A 16,348-nucleotide genomic window follows, 5' to 3' on the forward strand; every position below is an offset into this window, starting at 1 on the left:
TCTCCCAGCGGAGGCTGGCGTAGCGATCGCCGATGGCTCCCCAGACGGGCTGGGCGCCCGTGGTGGGCGTCCAGTACATCAGACCGTTGCGGAACGACTGGACGCAGCCGCCGTCGCGCAGGCCGCACCGCTCCGGTCCGGAGATCGGGCCCAGCGGGCTGTTGTCACCGCCGAGCGTGAGCCAGCGCTCGATGATGGGCGTCTGTGCCCGTGGGGTGGCCGGGTGCGTGGTGCTCGGGCGTGCGCCCGGGCTGCCCGTGCTTGTGGCCGTGGAAGTGGCCGAGTGCTCGGGGGTGGTCGAGTGCTCGGGGGTGGTCGAGTGCTCGGGGGTGGGGGTGGATCCCCGCGTGGCGGAGCTGCTGGGCGTGGGGGTGGGGGCTGCGTAGCTGGGGGTGGCCACGGCGATGCCGGCGACAGAGAGGGTGGCCGCCAGGAGCGGGCCAACCAGACGTGGGGACATCAATTCTCCTAGAAGGGGTGGCGTCGTGGGGACGACATGAGCGTACGGAGAAAAGTCGTCGAATGTGAAAGGAATCAGGAAATCCCGCCCACTGTCCGGGCGTGGACGACGAGGTCCGCGTACGCGCCGTCACGCTGCCGCTCGGCCTTCGGAAGGACCCCGGTCTCGGTGAACCCCGCCCTCCGGGCGACTGCCCGCGATGCGGTGTTGTCGGCAGCGCAGCGCACGACCAGTGACGGCTGACCTCCCTCGCCCAGCGCGTACGCGGACACGAGGTCCAGGGCCTCGGTCATCGCGCCCCGGCCCCGGGCGTCGGGATGCAGCCAGTAGCCGACCTCGTGCGGCTCCCGGTCGTGGAACAGGGTGATGGCGCCGAGCATGACGTCCGTGTCGTCGGTGACCGCCCAGGTCCAGCGGGTGCCGGTGTGCTCGCCGTCGCGGCACCAGTCGATGAAGCCCCGCTCGTCGGCGGTGGTGAACGGCTGGGGCACGCCGGGGAGCCGGAGTGCGGACTCGGGGTCGCGGTGCGCCTCGCCGACGCGCGCGGCGTCGTCGTCACGGAAGGGGCGCAGGCGTACGCGTTCCCCCTGCAGCGCCGGCAGGCGGGGTGCGGCGACGCTCACGCGCGGATCGGTGGGCAGGATCGCGGCCGACCAGCAGTCGACCAACTCGCCGCGGTGCTGCATGTGGGCCCGTCGGATGCCCTCCTCGCGGAACCCGAGGGCTGCCGCCGTGCGGCGCGACGCCCAATTGCCCACGTACGCGGCCCAGCGGATGACGCCGAGGCCGAGGCTGTCGAAACCGTGGTCGATCGCCAAGCGGCCGGCGGCGGTGAGGATGCCTCGGCCGCGTGCGTCGGGGTGCAGGCCGTAGCCGACCTCGCCGCGGACGCCGTCGGGGTGGCGCAGGTCGAACGTACCGCAGTACCGGCGCTCGCCGCCGATCTCGGCCTCGATCGCCCAGTGGGACATGGTGCCGGCCTCCCAGCCGGCGGGGATGATCTCGGTGATCCAGCTCTTCGCGTCGGCCGCGGTGTAGGGCTGTGGGACCGTCGTCCACCGGATCGATCCGGGGTCGTTGCACTGCTCGACGATCCTCGGGATGTCGTCCGACCGGTGGGCGCGCAGGAGCACGCCGCTCGCGGGGTCGACGAGGATGGGGACGCGGTCGGGCCAGGTCGGGGGCATGGCGGGATTGTGGCGGTCGACCCGCCGGTGCGCCACTGGTTTGTGGAAGACGGCGGCCCGCCACCGGGGGAGGGTGGCGGGCCGCCGTGCGGTCCTGAGGCGCAGGCGCTGTGCGTGGATCAGGAGTTGCGGATGAGCGAGGCCTCGATCTCGAGGGTGATCTTGTCGGAGACCAGTACGCCGCCGGTCTCGAGCGCGGCGTTGAAGTTGATGCCGAAGTCGGAGCGGGTGATGGTGGTCGAACCCTCGACGCCGGCGCGCGTGTTTCCGTACGGGTCCTGAGCGGTGCCGGAGTACTCGAAGTCGATCGTGACCGGCTTCGTGACGTCCTTGATGGTCATATCTCCGGTGACGCGCAGAGTCTCGGCGTCGACCGCCTCGACGTGGGTCGAGGTGAACGTGATCGTCGGGTACTTCTCGACCTCGAAGAAGTCGCCGGTGCGCAGGTGGGCGTCGCGGTCGGCGTTGCGGGTGTCGACCGACGCGACCTGGATGGTGACGTCGATCTTGGCGTCGGAGAGGTTCCCGCCGGTCGTGGCGGTGCCCTCGAACTCGTTGAAGGAGCCGCGGACCTTCGTCACCATCGCGTGGCGGGCCACGAAGCCGATGCGGGTATGGGTGGGGTCGAGGGTCCAGGTGCCGGTCAGGTCGGTCAGGTTCTGCGTCATGGGGATACTCCTTCGTCGTTGTTGATTCAACTATCACAGGATGATGTTGAATATTCAATATCTGGATGTATGACCTGCGTCACAACCTGTTTCCCCTACGCTTGGACCCGTGCATGACAGTCAGGGGAGCCACCAACGGGCGGGCGATGACCGGTGAGTGACGTCGCCCTCAACATCGTCCTCATCTTCATCTTCATCCTCATCGGCGGCGTCTTCGCCGCGGCTGAGATGTCGCTGGTCTCGCTGCGTGAGTCCCAGGTCAAGCAGCTGGCCAACAAGGGCAAGCGAGGGCGTACAGTTGCGAAATTGTCCGCCGAGCCCAACACCTTCCTCTCGGCGGTCCAGATCGGCGTCACGCTGTCGGGCTTCCTGTCGGCGGCGTTCGGCGGCGCCACCCTGTCCGAGGCGCTCGCCCCCCACCTGATCGCGCTGGGGCTGCCTCAGGGTCTCGCGTCGGTGACCTCGCTGGTGCTGATCACCATCGTCATCTCCTATTTCTCGATTGTGCTCGGCGAACTCGCGTCCAAGCGCCTCGCTATGCAGCGAGCGGAGGGCTTCGCCATGGCGCTGGCCCCGATCGTGAACTCCATCGCGATCGTCGCCCGACCGGTCATCTGGTTCCTCGGGTTCTCCACCGACATCGTCGTACGCGTCCTCGGCGGTGACCCGGACGCGGCGCGCGAGGAGGTCACCGACGAAGAGATCAGGGCGATGGTCTCCGGGTCGCAGACCCTCGGCGAGCAGGAGCGCCAGATCGTCGACGACGTCTTTGACGCCGGCGAGCGCTCGCTGCGCGAGGTGATGATCCCGCGTACGGAGGTCGACTTCGTCGCCGGCGACACCCCCGCCTACAAGGCCGTGCGCGAGATGGCTGAGAAGCCCCACTCCCGCTATCCGGTCACGCGCGACTCGGCGGACGACGTCGCCGGCTTCGTCCACGTGCGCGACCTGTTCGACCCCGAGGTCGCGACCCGCTCGACACCCGTGCTCGAGCTGGTACGCCCCGTCCTGTCGCTGCCCGAGACCGTCAAGGTTCTGGTCGCGCTGAGCGAGATGCGCCGACAGGCCATGCACATGGCGATCGTCCGCGACGAGTACGGCGGCACGGCGGGCATCGTGACCATGGAGGACCTCGTCGAGGAGCTCGTCGGAGAAATCACCGACGAGTACGACGTGGTCGAGGAGGACCGTCCCGCGGCCCGGGTCGACCGCCGAGAGCTCGACGGGCTGCTGTCGCTGGAGGACTTCGCTGACGAGACAGGGTTCGTGCTCGACGAGGGCCCCTACGACACCCTCGCCGGATGGTTCATGAAGCAGACCGGACGCCTGCCCGCCGTCGGCGACGAGGTCGAGGCCGACCTGGCCCCGGTCGAGCCCGAGGACGACCACGAGGCGACGAGGTTCGCGTTCGGCGTCCTCGAGGTGGACGGTCGCCGCGCCTCCCGCATCGTGATGCGCCAGCCCGGTACGCCGGCGGAGGACCCCCTCGGGGGAGCCGCCGCCGTCGACGCCGAACGCCCCTGACCAGTCGGTCCCGGATTGGAACGATCGCCCGGTTCGGGTGGAAGATGACGCCATGGAATCCAAGCCCCGTGCCCTCTCCCTCGCCCAGTCGACCGGTGACTCGATGCACCTCGGCAACTACCTGGGTGCGCTGCGGCAGTGGGTCGACATGCAGGACGACTTCCAGACCTTCTTCGGCGTGGCCAACCTCCACTCGCTCAACGAGTGGCCCGACCCGGCCGTGCTGCGCGAGCGCACGCTGCGTACTGCCGCCCAGATCATCGGTGCCGGCATCGACCCCGAGCGCTCGGTCGTCTTCGTGCAGTCGCAGGTCCGCCCCCACACCGAGCTGATGTGGGTGCTGTCGTGCCTGACCGGATTCGGCCGCGCCGAGCGCATGACGCAGTTCAAGGACAAGGCCGCCAAGCGCGGCACCGACTCGACCAACGTCGGCCTGTTCACCTACCCGATCCTCATGGCCGCCGACATCCTCATCTACCAGGCCCACAAGGTGCCGGTGGGGGAGGACCAGCGCCAGCACCTCGAGCTCACCCGCGACCTCGCCGACCGGTTCAACAACACTTACGGCGAGACGTTCGTCGTGCCCGAGCCGCACATCCTGAAGTCGGTCGGCAAGATCCAGGACCTCCAGAACCCCGAGTCGAAGATGTCGAAGTCCTCGGCATCGCCCAACGGCCGCATCGACCTGCTCGACGAGCCCAAGGTCATCATGAAGCGCTTCAAGTCCGCGGTCACCGACTCCGGCTCCGAGGTGCGGTTCGACGAGGAGAGCAAGCCGGGGGTGTCGAACCTGCTCAACATCCTGTCGGCGATCATGCGTACGCCCATCGCCGACCTCGAGCGCGAGTTCGAGGGCAAGATGTACGGCCACCTCAAGGTCGCCGTCGGCGAGGCCGTCGTTGACCACCTCACGCCCATCCGTGAGCGGACCAACGAACTCCTCGACGACCGCGCCGAGCTCGAGCGCATCATCGCCGCCGGCAACGCCCGAGCGCTGGAGATCGCCGACGCCACGGTGGCCGACGTGTATGACAAGATCGGGCTGCTGCGCTGACGCGCGGTGCCGATCGCCGAAGGAGAGCTCGACAGGCCCATGACGACCGCTGCGCACGACCCCGACGGGTCCCAGCTGCTGACGACCGACGCCGTGGGGCCGTTGCTGGTCGCGGCCGTCCAGCACGCGGGCGGCACCCTGGTGTCGTGGGACCTCGACCACGTCGACGCCAACCCCAACCAGTCGACGACCGCGACATACACGGCGGTCGTCGACTGGTCGTTCGGCCGGCGCAACGAGCTGCTCGGCGTCTCTACGCGTGCGGGAGGTCGCGTCCCCAACGACGAGCGCGCCGAGATCTTCGCCGACGGCGACCGCGAGGCCGTCGTGTGGCTCTACCCGCGCGACCCCGACCTGCCCGGGCTTGTGCGGGCGGCGTATCCCGACTCGATGGCGGCGCTCCTGTCCGACGTCATGCGCACGCGCATCCCGCCCGACCGCGTACGCCTTGACATGATCGGCTACCGGCCCCGCCGGCGGGCCGTGCTCCGCGCGACCGTCGCGCTGCCCGGACCGCAAGGGCACACGCGCACCGTCTTCTACGTCAAGGTGCTGCGCGAGGCCCTGTTCGGCGAGGTCAAACTGCGGCACGACCTGCTGAGCCAGGCCGGGGTGCCCGCGCCCCGCGTCGCGGCCGCGACCCCCGACTGCCTCCTGGTCCTCGACGAGCTGCCCGGCGTACCCCTGTCGAAGGCGATCTTCGATCCCCAGCCGCCGTGCACCGCCGAACAGCTCATCGGGGTCCTCGACTCGATGCCCCAGCAGATCGCCCAGCTGCCGCGCCGCGCGCCGTGGTCCGAGGCGATCCACCACTACACCGAGATGGTCGTTCAGGCGATGCCCACGCTGGAGCCGCGGCTGCGCTGGCTCGCCAACGAGATCGACTCCGGGCTCCGGCCCATCCCGCCGGGCAGCGAGCCCACCCACGGCGACTTCCACGAGGGCCAGATCCACGTGGCCCGCGGCCGCATCTGCGGCATCCTCGACATCGACACCATCGGCCCCGGCAACCGGGCCGACGACCTCGCCTGCCTCATCGCCCACCTGTCGACGGTGCAGCGCATGAACCCCCAGCAGGCCGCCCGCGTACGTCACCTGCTGTCGACCTGGGTGCCGGTTTTCGACGAGCGCGTGGACGCCACCGAGCTGCGCCTGCGGGCCGCCGCCGTGGTGATCTCGCTGGCGACCGGCCCCTACCGCGGCCAGGAGCCCAACTGGCAGGCCGAGACCGTCGGCATCGTCGACGCCGCCGAGACGCTCGTCGCCCAGGTCCTCTGACCCGCACGGCGCGCCCCCGGAACGCAGCTCGGGCCCGCTCCCCGGAAGGAGCGAGCCCGAGCCTCTTGGTGGCCGGATCCGTCGATCAGATCAGGCCGCGGAAGGAGCTCCAGGTCAGCTGGCGGCGCTCGAAGCGCTGCGTGCAGACCAGCTCACCGTTGGCCTGGGTCCTGCAGGACTCCACGCCGGCGGGGTAGCCGTACTGGCCGTTCTCCCAGCGGGTGGCGCCCCACGACTCGGCGATCATGCCCCAGACGGGCCAGGCGCCCGTACGCGGCGAGTAGTAGATCGAGCCTTGCTGGAAGGTCTGGTAGCAACCGCCGTCACGCAGGCCGCAGATCTCAGGACCGGACGGGTAACCGAGGACACCGTGCTCGTAGCCGAGGGCGTCCCAGCGCTTGGCGATCTCACCCCACACGGTGTGGGCGCCGGACTGCGGTGACCAGTAGATCTTGCCGCCCTGGAACTGCTGCCAGCAGCCGCCGTCCTTCAGTCCGCACATCTCGTTGGTCGTCGGGTAGCCGAGCGCACCCTGCTCCCACTTCTTGTCGGCGTACGCGACCTCGATCGCGCCCCAGACCGCGTGGGCGCCCGTCTTCGGCGACCAGTAGATCTTGCCGCTCTCGAAGCCTTGGTAGCAGCCGCCGTCCTTCAGTCCGCAGACCTCGTCGGTGGTCGGGTAGCCGAGCTGGCCGTTCTCGAAGCCGAGCTGGGCGTAGTGGTCACGGATGGCGCCCCACGTGGTGTGAGTGCCGGTCTTGGGCGACCAGTAGATCGCGCCGCCCCGGAACAGCGACACGCAGCCGCCGTCCTTGAGGCCGCAGATCTCGTCGGAGACCGGGTAGCCGAGACGGCCGTTCTCCCAGCCGAGCGAGGCCCACTTGTCGTAGATCAGGCCCTTGACGAGGTGGGGATCGGTCGAGGCCGAGTCGTAGATCGAACCGTTCTGGAAGTGGCGGTAGCAGCCCGAGTCCTTGAGACCGCAGTTCTCGTTGGTCCGGGGGGCACCGACCGGGCCGGCGGCGCCACCGAGCGACTCCCACTTCTCAGTGATGGGGGTCTTCGGCGTCGGGGTCGGCGTGGGGGTCGGCGTCGGCGTGGGGGTCGGCGTCGGCGTCGGCGTGGGGGTCGGCGTGGGGGTCGGCGTCGGCGTCGGCGTGGGGGTCGGCGTCGGCGTCGGGGTGGGCGTGGGCGTGGTCGTCGGCGTGAGCTTGATGCCGACGAGGGCCGGGTCGTGGTCGGAGGCCGCGAACGGCTCGGTGGTGTAGAAGTCGGTGATGTTGTAGCGGCGGCGCGAGTACTGCATGGCGACCGACTCGTCACCGTTGATGTCCCACACGCCGGAGCCGTTGACGAGCTTCATCGCCTCGGCGTTGGCGAAGATGTGGTCGAGCGAACCGAGACGGCCACCGAACTGGTAGGTCGTCGCGTTGGGCTCGTACTTCTTCTCGGTCGAGGCGTAGCCGCCCTTCTCGATCTCCCGGATCGGGTCTTCCTTCGAGTACGCGTTGAAGTCGCCGAGCAGGAACACCGCCTGGCCGGCGAACGTGGCGTTGGCGAAGTTCACCAAGGCCTTGGCCTGGTTGATGCGCGCCGGGTTGGAGAGGCCCTGGCCCGTGCCGTCGTCCGCGCCCGAGCCCTTCGACTTGAAGTGGTTGGCGATGGCCACGAACTCGGTGGAGGAGGTGGTGCCGGCGAACTTCTGCGCGAGCGGGTAGCGCGCGTTCGAGAAGGCGCCGTCCGCGAGGATCTGCGACTCGCCGACCGGCTTGACGGACTTCGGGTTGTAGATGAAGGCGAGGCGGATGACGTCCTCACCCGACGGGACGACCGTCGGCGAGGGGACGTACGCCCACGAGCCGCCCTTGGCGTTGAGCTCGTCGACGAGGTGCTTGACCGTGGCGTCACGCTCGTGGCCGAAGGCGGCGGACTGCTCGACCTCCATCAGGGCCACGACCTCGGCGCCGGAGCCGTTGATCGCGTTGACGATCTTGGCCTGCTGGTCGGCGAAGGCGGCATCGGTGTAGGCGCCGCGGACGCGGCAGCCGTTCGCGCCGACGGGTGTGCCGTTCATGTCGTTGTAGGACTTGCAGCCTGCCTCGTCCTTGCCGAGGTCGGTGAAGTAGTTGAGGATGTTGAACGTCGCCATCTGGATGTCGCCACCCACGGCCGGCGGCGTCATCTCACGGTCGTTCTCGGACTGCAGGAACGCGGCCTGCGGGCCGACGACCTGGCCGGTCGGCTGGTAGTTCCACTGGAAGCGGAAGTCGAGGATCACCGGCGACGTGAACGAGACCTGGGAGGCCGTACGCATCGGCGTGGCCTGCGACAGGTAGGGCAGCGGCGACTGCTTGGCCGTGACGTTCTGCATGTAGTTCCACGACGAGCCGTCGTCGAGGGTGATGTACTTCTTGACCTGCTCGGCCTCGAAGGCGGCGGCCTCGGCAGGCAGCACGCGGTCGGTCGGCGTGTAGAGCGGCTCGGAGCCGACCGCCAGCCCGAGCTGGCCGAACGTGTTCAGGTCGTAGTTGTTGGTGATCGTGTACTCACCCTTGGGGAGCACGAGCATGCCCTCGTAGGGCTCCTTGTCGGCGTCCGTCACCGGGAGGGTGGCGAGCTCGGTCGGCTTGACCGCGTCGCACGTGTCGACCTTGGTGAAGGTCGGGCCGGTGAGCTGGGTCAGCCCGTTGTACTCGGCCGCGGTGCCCGTGACGTCGTAGCACTCGCCGATCGTCTGGGTCGGAGCGGTGCCGGTGTAGACGAAGACGCCGTCCGAGGCCTGGCCGGCCGCCTTCGGCGCGCCACCGGAGCCCGGGGTCTGGATGTAGATGCCGTTGAAGCCACCGGTCGGGTACGCGGCGGTCACGACGCCGCGCGTCGTCACCTTCTGGCCCACCAGTGGCGACGCGGTGCCGGTGCCCTGGATGTCGGCGATCGCCTTGGTCTCACCCGGCGTGGCGGTCGGGGTGGCCGTCGGCGTGGGCGTCGGCGTCGGCGTGGTGCCGGGTGCGCCGCCGTTGGTCGGCGTCGGGGCGCCCACGGCGAAGTCGGTCGCGTTGTTGTCGGTGTCGGTGGTGCTGGTGCGCGCCGCCGAGGTGGTGTTCGACAGGGTCGGCGTGGCCGCGCCCTCGAACTTGTTGGCGCTGCCGAAGCCGACGAGGTCGACCACGGTGCCGGAAGCGTCGATCAGCTCCACTGCGCCGTTGGTGCCGGACATGTTGAGGGAGCACTTCACCTCCGGCGTGGGCAACGGAGCACCATTGCTGCCGCCTCTCTGCTGCATCAGGTAGGTGGCGCCAGCCGCGATCGACCCCGTCAGGGCGCAGGAGCCGCCGGAGTTGCCGGACGCGGAGTAGTAGGTGACCTTCCAGCCGTCGACCGAGATGCCCTGGCCCGTCGGGTTGATCAGCTCGATGAAGTCGTTCGTGTACGGGGCACCGGAGTTCCCGCCACCGCCGTAGACCTCGTTGATGAGGACGTTCGGTGACACGGCGTGCGCCGGCGTGGTGACGAGCGTGCCACCGACGAGGGCGGCGCTCATGCTCACGGCCGCGGCCGCGGCAACCTGCCGGCGGCCCGCCTTGAACCAGTTGGACATTTCTCTCCCAGAATCGAGGGGGGTTTCTCGGACGAGTGACCAGATCCGGCCACCAAGACGCGAACCTAGTGCGGTCAGGTGCCGCGGTGAAACTCCTGAGCGTTCACTGAGGGAATGTTCCTTTGTCGGCCACCTCGTGTTCACCTTGAGTCCTCGTGGCGGGGGTGCGCAGAGCCGCCGGAGGGGCTGAGTAGGGTTGGGCCCATGAGCGGACAGACCGAGACCGGTACCGAATTCCAGTCGGTGTACGACGCCGACTCCCTCGCGGGCTTCGACCCCGCCGAGAAGCTGGGGGAGCCCGGCAAATATCCCTACACCCGCGGCGTCTACCCGACCATGTACACCTCGCGTCCCTGGACCATGCGCCAGTACGCCGGCTTCGGTACGGCGGTGGAGTCCAACGCGCGCTACAAGGAGCTCATCGCCAACGGCACGATGGGCCTGTCGGTCGCCTTCGACCTCCCGACCCAGATGGGTTACGACTCCGACGACCCGATGTCCGAGGGCGAGGTCGGCAAGGTCGGCGTGGCCATCGACTCGATCGAGGACATGCGCATCCTGTTCGACGGGATCCCGCTGGACAAGGTCTCGACCTCGATGACGATCAACGCCCCCGCGGCCGTGCTCCTGCTGCTTTACCAGCTGGTCGCCGAGGAGAACGGCGTGTCGGCCGACCAGCTCACCGGCACGATCCAGAACGACGTGCTGAAGGAATACATCGCCCGCGGGACGTACATCTTCCCGCCGGCTCCCTCGCTGCGCCTGATCTCCGACATCTTCGGCTACTGCAAGGACAACGTGCCGAAGTGGAACACGATCTCGATCTCGGGCTACCACATGGCCGAGGCCGGTGCGACGCCCGCCGAGGAGGTTGCGTTCACGCTGGCCAACGGCATCGCGTACGTCGAGGCCGCCATCGCCGCCGGGCTGGATGTCGACGACATCGCCCCGCGGCTGTCGTTCTTCTTCGTGTCGCGCACGACGATCATCGAGGAGGTCGCCAAGTTCCGTGCGGCCCGCCGCATCTGGGCCCACATCATGAAGGAGCGCTTCGGGGCCAAGAACCCGAAGTCGATGATGCTGCGCTTCCACACACAGACTGCGGGCGTCCAGCTCACGGCCCAGCAGCCCGAGGTCAACATGGTCCGCGTCGCGGTCCAGGCTCTGGCCGCGGCCATGGGTGGCACCCAGTCGCTGCACACCAACTCGTTCGACGAGGCCATCGCCCTGCCGACCCAGAAGTCGGCGCGACTGGCCCTGCGTACGCAGCAGGTCATCGCGTTCGAGTCGGACGTCTGCAAGACGGTCGACCCGTGGGCTGGCTCCTACGTGGTCGAGTCGCTGACCGATGATGTAGAGGCCGAGGCCCTGAAGCTCATCGAGAAGGTCGACGAGCTGGGCGGCGCTGTCAAGGCCATCGAGCAGGGCTATCAGAAGAACGAGATCGAGCGTTCCGCGTACGGCTTCGCCCAGCAGGTCGACTCCGGCGAGCGCGTCGTCGTGGGCGTGAACCGCTTCCAGCTCGACGAGGAGGAGCACTACGACCCGTTGAAGGTCGATCCGGCGATCGGCGACCAGCAGGCCGAGCGCCTGCGTACGCTGCGCGCCAACCGCGACAACGCCGCGGTCGACGCGGCCATCGCGAAGATCAAGGCTGCGGCTCAGGGTGACGAGAACCTGCTGCCGTCGATGAAGGAGGCCCTTCGCGCGAAGGCCACCATCGGCGAGGTCTGCAACGCCCTTCGCGAGGTCTGGGGGATGTACGAGCCCAACGATGCATTCTGATCCACAACCACAGCCGGGCCTCGGCGCGGTGGCATCAGCCATCGACGCCGAGGCCTCGGCCTTGCAGGACAAGCTCGTCGAGATCCGGCGCGACCTCCACCACAACGCCGAGGTCAGCCGCGAGGAGTTTCGCACCACGCGTCGCCTCCGGTCGCTCCTGGAGGGCCTGGGGCTCGAGCCGCAGTCGTTCAGGGTCCCGACGGGGTGCTACGTCGACATCGTCCCCGGCGACTGGTCGGGCGAGCTCGTCGCGCTGCGCGGCGACATCGACGCCCTCCCGCTCGACGACCCGAAGCAGGTTTCGTACGCGTCGAAGAACGCCGGGGCCACCCACGCCTGCGGCCATGACGTCCACACCACCGTGCTGCTCGGCACGGCCGCGGTGCTGACGCGCCTGCGTCGCGCCGGGCTGCTGCGTCGAGGCGCCCGCCTGCTGTTCCAGCCGGCGGAGGAGTCCAGCCCCGGCGGCGCCGCCGACATGATCGCCGCGGGCGCGCTCGAGGGCGTGCGCGAGGCGTACGCGCTGCACTGCGACCCCGCCACCACGGTGGGGGAGGTCGCCGTCAGCACCGGGCCCATCACGTCGGCCTGCGACCAATTCGACATCCGGTTCTCCGGGCCCGGCGGGCACACGTCGCGTCCCCACCTGTCGGCCGACCTGATCGGCGCGATCGGCGCCGTGATCACCCAGCTGCCGTTCCTGCTGACACGACGCGTCGACCCGCGTGGCGGGGTGTCGCTGATGTGGGGGCGTGTCCGGGCGGGCAACGCCCCGAACGCGATCCCTGCGGACGGCGAACTGGCGTGCACGCTGCGCTGCCTCGACCTCGACGCGTGGCGGGTGGCGCGTGAGCTGGTGCCTCGGCTCGTCGCCGAGATCGTCAGCCCGTACGGTGTCCAGGTCGACGTCCGCCGCTCCGTGAACGGCATCCCGCCCACGGTGAACCATCCCGCCGGCGCCGCCCGCGTCGTGTCGGTCGTCACCGAGATGCTCGGCAGCGGCGCCGTCGCCGAGACCGCCCAGTCGCTCGGCGGCGAGGACTTCGGCGAGATCTTGCAGGTCGTCCCCGGTGCCATGGGACGCTTGGGCGTACGCCCGCGCGGCAAGGCGGCTGCCGGTGACCTCCACCGACCGGAGTTCGACGTCGACGAGGAGTGCTTGGGCGTGGGCGTACGCGTGATGGCTGGCCTCGTCGCGCTCTGACAACCTGAGCCACCGCTCATCCGCGGCGGTCTCCACGCGGCGCCCCTGGGACGCTAATTGCATAAGGTGTCAGGGTCGCCCGGAGACGGCCGGGCCGTCGGGAGGAAGCTGCATGCGTGGACTGGTGCGGTCGCTGAAGTTCGCCGGGCTCGGACTCGTCGGATCGATGGCCCTCGCGCCGATGGCGCATGCCGCCCCCACCCCCGTTCCCCCTAAATCGACCGTCCCCGTCGACCAGGGGCTCAAGGACGCCGTGCGTCGGGACCTGGGCCTGTCCTGGGAGGAATACGTGCAGCGCGGCGAGGTCGCCGAGAAGGCCGCGCGACTGGATGTCGAGCTCGCTGGCCGGCCCGGCTACGGAGGCGTACGCCTCGATCAGCAGGGCTCCGTCGTCGTCGCGGGCGAGGGCGAGGCCGTGCGGGCGGCCGCCCGACGCGTCGGCGCCCGCACCGAGCAGCGTCCCGCCGGTGCCGCGGCCGACGTGGCGAAGCGATTCACCAGCGAGGTCGGCGCCGAGGGTGTCGAGACGGTCGCACATACCGGGACCGGTGTCGTCGTCAGGGTGCAGGACCCCCAGCGCAGGCGGCCGTCGGGCCGCTCGCCCCTGGAGTTCGCCGCCGCCAACCCCGGCGTGGAGGTCGTGGCCGGACGCGGCCCCGCGAAGCGACACGACGTCTACGGCGGCGAGGGCTTCAATGCGAGCGGAACCCTGTGCTCGATCGGGTTCGCGACGTTCGACGACCGGGGCCGCCAGGGTTTCGCCTCCGCCGGTCACTGCACCGTCGACGGTACGCGGATGAGCGCCGTGCTCGAGTCGGCGCCGAACCGCTCGCTCGGCAGCGCGGTGTTCAGCCAGTTCGGCGGGCCGGGCAACACGGCCAACGCCGAAGGTTCGCCGGGCCTTGACCTGACCCTCTTCAGCGGGTCACCCGCCGACCTGGTGGGGCGAACGAAGAAGTACGACGGTGGCACTGTCCCCGTCATCGGCACGGCCGGTGTCGTGGTCGGTTCCAACGTCTGCATCACCGGTCGCACGTCGAGACGGTGGATGTGCGGCAAGGTCATCACCACGGGCAGCTACAACGTCGAGGGTTACAAGAACGACGTGCGCTGGGTGGCCGGTTTCGAGACCGACATCGTCACCCAGGGCGGCGACTCCGGCGGGCCGATCCTTCAGGGACTCCGGGCTGCCGGCACGGTGTCGGCCGGCTACGACGCGTGGGGCGACCTTCCGGCGTCCACCGTCGGTGCCCCGATCGGCGAGGTCGCCGGGCTCAGGCACAGCGTCGAGGTGTGGCTCAACCGGCCCACCGTCCAGCCCGGCGCCAACGGCGTCACGGTGACGGGCCGCATCGCCATCGACGGCGCGCTGCCCGACGACACGGCCCTCGAGCTGCGGCGGGGCAACATCACACAGCGGGTGGGGATCAATGCCGACGGGACGTTCGCGTACACGCCGCAGGACGGCGACCAGCTGACCGTTGTGTCCGGGTTTTCGCGGTCCCAGACCGCGACCTGGCTGCAGTGGGTCGGCAGCTCGCTCGGCGATCGGGTGTGCGGCCTGCGTGACTCGGGCTGCTACCAGGTGTTCACCGGCGGCAGCCTCTACTCGTCGGTGCAGACAGCGCCGAACCTGGTCCGCGGCGCCATCTACGACAAGTGGGCGTCGATGGGGTGGGAGAACAGCGCGCTCGGTTACCCGACCAGCGGTGAGCGCTGCGGATACCGCGACAGCGGCTGCTACCAGACCTTCCAGGGCGGCTCGATGTACTGGTCGCCCGCGACCGGAGCTCATCCGGTGTGGGGCGCCATCGGCGACCTGTGGGCCTCCATGCGCTGGGAGAACGGACGCCTCGGCTATCCGACGAGCGACGAGTTCTGTGGGCTGCGCGACGGTGGCTGCGGGCAGCACTTCCAGGGTGGCTCGATCTACTGGTCGCCGGCGACCGGGGCACAGCCGGTGTGGGGTGCCATCCGGGGCCGCTACGAGCAGCTCGGCTGGGAGAACAGCGCGTTGCGCTACCCGAAGGCGCCCGAGTTCTGCGGCCTGGTCGACGGCGGCTGCGGGCAGCACTTCCAGGGCGGCTCGATCTACTGGTCGCTCTCCAGCGGGGCGTGGCCCGTGTGGGGTGCGATCCGTGACCACTGGGCGGCCAACGGCTACGAGTGGGGACGCCTCGGCTACCCCGTGGGCCCCGAGCAGTGCGCCAACGGCGCCTGTAAGCAGGCGTTCCAGCGCGGCACCATCACCTGGTCGGCCTCCGGGGGAGCACGCGGTTGAGGCGTGGGGTGAGCCACAACGGCCCACCAGTTCCCTCAGAAGTCCTCCCATAACCCGCTTCGCGGTCTTCATGGGGTCGGACCCGATCATTCGCGTGGCGTGGAAGTGAGCTGAGCGGGCTTGTGCGGGCCCGATCCCCTTGGGGTCGGGTCCGCTGCCGTGCCCGGGAATAGATGTGGGCGGGCCCGCCTTGTAGAAGGTGGTTGAACAAGCAACTACCTAGGGGGCCTCCCATGGAACTCGGCGTCTTCAGCGTCAGCGACATCACGCGTGACCCCACCAACGGCACCACGCCGACGGAGCACGCGCGCATCAGGGCGGCCGTCGAGATCGCCAAGAAGTCGGAGGAGATCGGCCTGGACGTGTTCGCCCTCGGCCAGCACCACAACCCGCCCTTCTTCTCGTCGTCGCCGACCACGACGCTGGCCTACATCGCGGCCCAGACGAAGACGCTCAAGGTCTCCACGGCCACCACGCTCATCACGACCACAGACCCGGTGCGCATCGCGGAGGACTACGCGATGCTCCAGCATCTGTCGGAGGGGCGCAGGGACCTCATGCTCGGACGAGGCAACACGGGCCCCGTGTACCCCTGGTTCGGCAAGGACATACGCGAGGGCGTCAACCTGGCCGTCGAGAGCTACGCGCTGCTCCACCAGCTGTGGCGCGAGGAGGTCGTCGACTGGGAGGGCCGTTTCCGTACGCCGCTGCAGGGCTTCACGTCCACGCCGCGGCCGCTGGCCGGCGTACCCCCGTTCGTCTGGCACGGCTCGATCCGGAGCCCAGAGATCGCGGAGCAGGCCGCCTACTACGGCGACGGCTACTTCCACAACAACATCTTCTGGCCCATGCGTCACACCAAGCAGATGGTCGAGCTCTACCGTCGCCGCTACGAGAAGTACGGCCACGGCCGTGCCGACCAAGCGATCGTCGGCCTGGGCGGTCAGTTCTTCATGCGTCGCAACGCGCAGGACGCCGTCAACGAGTTCCGGCCCTACTTCGACGAGGCCCCCGTCTACGGCGGCGGTCCCTCGCTGGAGGAGTTCACCCGCCAGACGCCGCTCACCGTGGGCTCGCCCCAGCAGGTGCTCGAGCGCTACCTGAAGCAGGTCGAGGACGTCGGCTACTACCACCGCCAGCTGTTCCTGATCGATCACGCCGGCCTGCCGCTGAAGACCGTCCTCGAACAGCTCGACCTGCTCGGCGAGATCCTGCCCGAGATGCGAAAGGGCTACGAGGCCGCCCGCCCGGCCGACGTGCCCGCCACCGCCCCACAGCACCCCGGCGTGCTCGCCTGATCCCGTCCACC

General features: G+C 69.5%; 10 protein-coding genes and 1 pseudogene. 7 read left to right on the plus strand and 4 right to left on the minus strand.

The window, feature by feature from the left end; all coding sequences use genetic code 11:
• The 3 genes and pseudogenes from ACYVGD_RS01105 to ACYVGD_RS01115 form a co-directional block, all read right to left on the minus strand.
• Positions 1-460: pseudogene (locus ACYVGD_RS01105) on the minus strand (hypothetical protein); the annotation flags it as partial.
• A gap of 74 nt (positions 461-534) precedes the next feature.
• Positions 535-1,647 (minus strand): GNAT family N-acetyltransferase, encoded by a 1,113-nt coding sequence (locus ACYVGD_RS01110; RefSeq protein WP_460741126.1) that lies wholly within the window; start codon positions 1,645-1,647, stop codon positions 535-537.
• 119 nt (positions 1,648-1,766) lie between these two features.
• Positions 1,767-2,315 carry a YceI family protein gene (locus ACYVGD_RS01115; protein WP_460741127.1) on the minus strand — a complete coding sequence of 183 codons (549 nt, stop codon included), beginning with the start codon at positions 2,313-2,315 and terminating at the stop codon, positions 1,767-1,769.
• 153 nt (positions 2,316-2,468) lie between these two features.
• Between ACYVGD_RS01115 and ACYVGD_RS01120 the strand changes: the two genes are divergently transcribed.
• From ACYVGD_RS01120 to ACYVGD_RS01130, 3 genes are read left to right on the plus strand one after another with little or no spacing between them, the layout of a single operon-like run.
• Positions 2,469-3,839 (plus strand): hemolysin family protein, encoded by a 1,371-nt coding sequence (locus ACYVGD_RS01120; protein ID WP_460741128.1) that lies wholly within the window; start codon positions 2,469-2,471, stop codon positions 3,837-3,839.
• Positions 3,840-3,891: 52 nt separating this feature from the next.
• Complete coding sequence (trpS, locus tag ACYVGD_RS01125; protein ID WP_460741129.1) at positions 3,892-4,893, plus strand: tryptophan--tRNA ligase; 1,002 nt, start codon at positions 3,892-3,894, stop codon at positions 4,891-4,893.
• A gap of 39 nt (positions 4,894-4,932) precedes the next feature.
• Positions 4,933-6,171, plus strand: coding sequence for a phosphotransferase (locus ACYVGD_RS01130; protein WP_460741130.1), 1,239 nt, complete (start codon positions 4,933-4,935; stop codon positions 6,169-6,171).
• A gap of 85 nt (positions 6,172-6,256) precedes the next feature.
• On the opposite strand, the gene ACYVGD_RS01135 is transcribed toward ACYVGD_RS01130, so the two are convergent.
• Positions 6,257-9,769, minus strand: a complete 3,513-nt coding sequence (locus tag ACYVGD_RS01135) for an ExeM/NucH family extracellular endonuclease (RefSeq protein WP_460741131.1) — start codon at positions 9,767-9,769, stop codon at positions 6,257-6,259.
• Positions 9,770-9,973: 204 nt separating this feature from the next.
• Here ACYVGD_RS01135 and ACYVGD_RS01140 point away from each other — a divergent pair, with 204 nt between their 5' ends.
• The 4 genes from ACYVGD_RS01140 to ACYVGD_RS01155 all read left to right on the plus strand — a co-directional run bounded on the left by ACYVGD_RS01140 (position 9,974) and on the right by ACYVGD_RS01155 (position 16,337).
• Positions 9,974-11,554, plus strand: a complete 1,581-nt coding sequence (locus ACYVGD_RS01140; protein ID WP_460741132.1) for an acyl-CoA mutase large subunit family protein — start codon at positions 9,974-9,976, stop codon at positions 11,552-11,554.
• Complete coding sequence (locus tag ACYVGD_RS01145; RefSeq protein WP_460741133.1) at positions 11,544-12,758, plus strand: amidohydrolase; 1,215 nt, start codon at positions 11,544-11,546, stop codon at positions 12,756-12,758. Before ACYVGD_RS01140 ends, ACYVGD_RS01145 begins: the two co-directional genes overlap by 11 nt.
• A gap of 112 nt (positions 12,759-12,870) precedes the next feature.
• Positions 12,871-15,039, plus strand: a complete 2,169-nt coding sequence (locus tag ACYVGD_RS01150; protein ID WP_460741134.1) for a hypothetical protein — start codon at positions 12,871-12,873, stop codon at positions 15,037-15,039.
• Between the two features lie 233 nt (positions 15,040-15,272).
• Positions 15,273-16,337, plus strand: coding sequence for a CE1758 family FMN-dependent luciferase-like monooxygenase (locus tag ACYVGD_RS01155; protein WP_460741135.1), 1,065 nt, complete (start codon positions 15,273-15,275; stop codon positions 16,335-16,337).
• Positions 16,338-16,348 lie beyond the last annotated feature (11 nt).

Source organism: Mariniluteicoccus endophyticus, from assembly GCF_054780035.1.

What these genes read in the sequence shown, in the direction of transcription:
- ACYVGD_RS01150 (WP_460741134.1), top strand. Translation starts at nt 12,871, where the DNA reads ATGCGTGGACTGGTGCGGTCGCTGAAGTTCGCCGGGCTCGGACTCGTC.
- trpS (WP_460741129.1), top strand. Translation starts at nt 3,892, where the DNA reads ATGGAATCCAAGCCCCGTGCCCTCTCCCTCGCCCAGTCGACCGGTGAC.
- ACYVGD_RS01115 (WP_460741127.1), bottom strand. Translation starts at nt 2,315, where the DNA reads ATGACGCAGAACCTGACCGACCTGACCGGCACCTGGACCCTCGACCCC.
- ACYVGD_RS01145 (WP_460741133.1), top strand. Translation starts at nt 11,544, where the DNA reads ATGCATTCTGATCCACAACCACAGCCGGGCCTCGGCGCGGTGGCATCA.
- ACYVGD_RS01140 (WP_460741132.1), top strand. Translation starts at nt 9,974, where the DNA reads ATGAGCGGACAGACCGAGACCGGTACCGAATTCCAGTCGGTGTACGAC.
- ACYVGD_RS01155 (WP_460741135.1), top strand. Translation starts at nt 15,273, where the DNA reads ATGGAACTCGGCGTCTTCAGCGTCAGCGACATCACGCGTGACCCCACC.
- ACYVGD_RS01130 (WP_460741130.1), top strand. Translation starts at nt 4,933, where the DNA reads ATGACGACCGCTGCGCACGACCCCGACGGGTCCCAGCTGCTGACGACC.
- ACYVGD_RS01135 (WP_460741131.1), bottom strand. Translation starts at nt 9,769, where the DNA reads ATGTCCAACTGGTTCAAGGCGGGCCGCCGGCAGGTTGCCGCGGCCGCG.
- ACYVGD_RS01110 (WP_460741126.1), bottom strand. Translation starts at nt 1,647, where the DNA reads ATGCCCCCGACCTGGCCCGACCGCGTCCCCATCCTCGTCGACCCCGCG.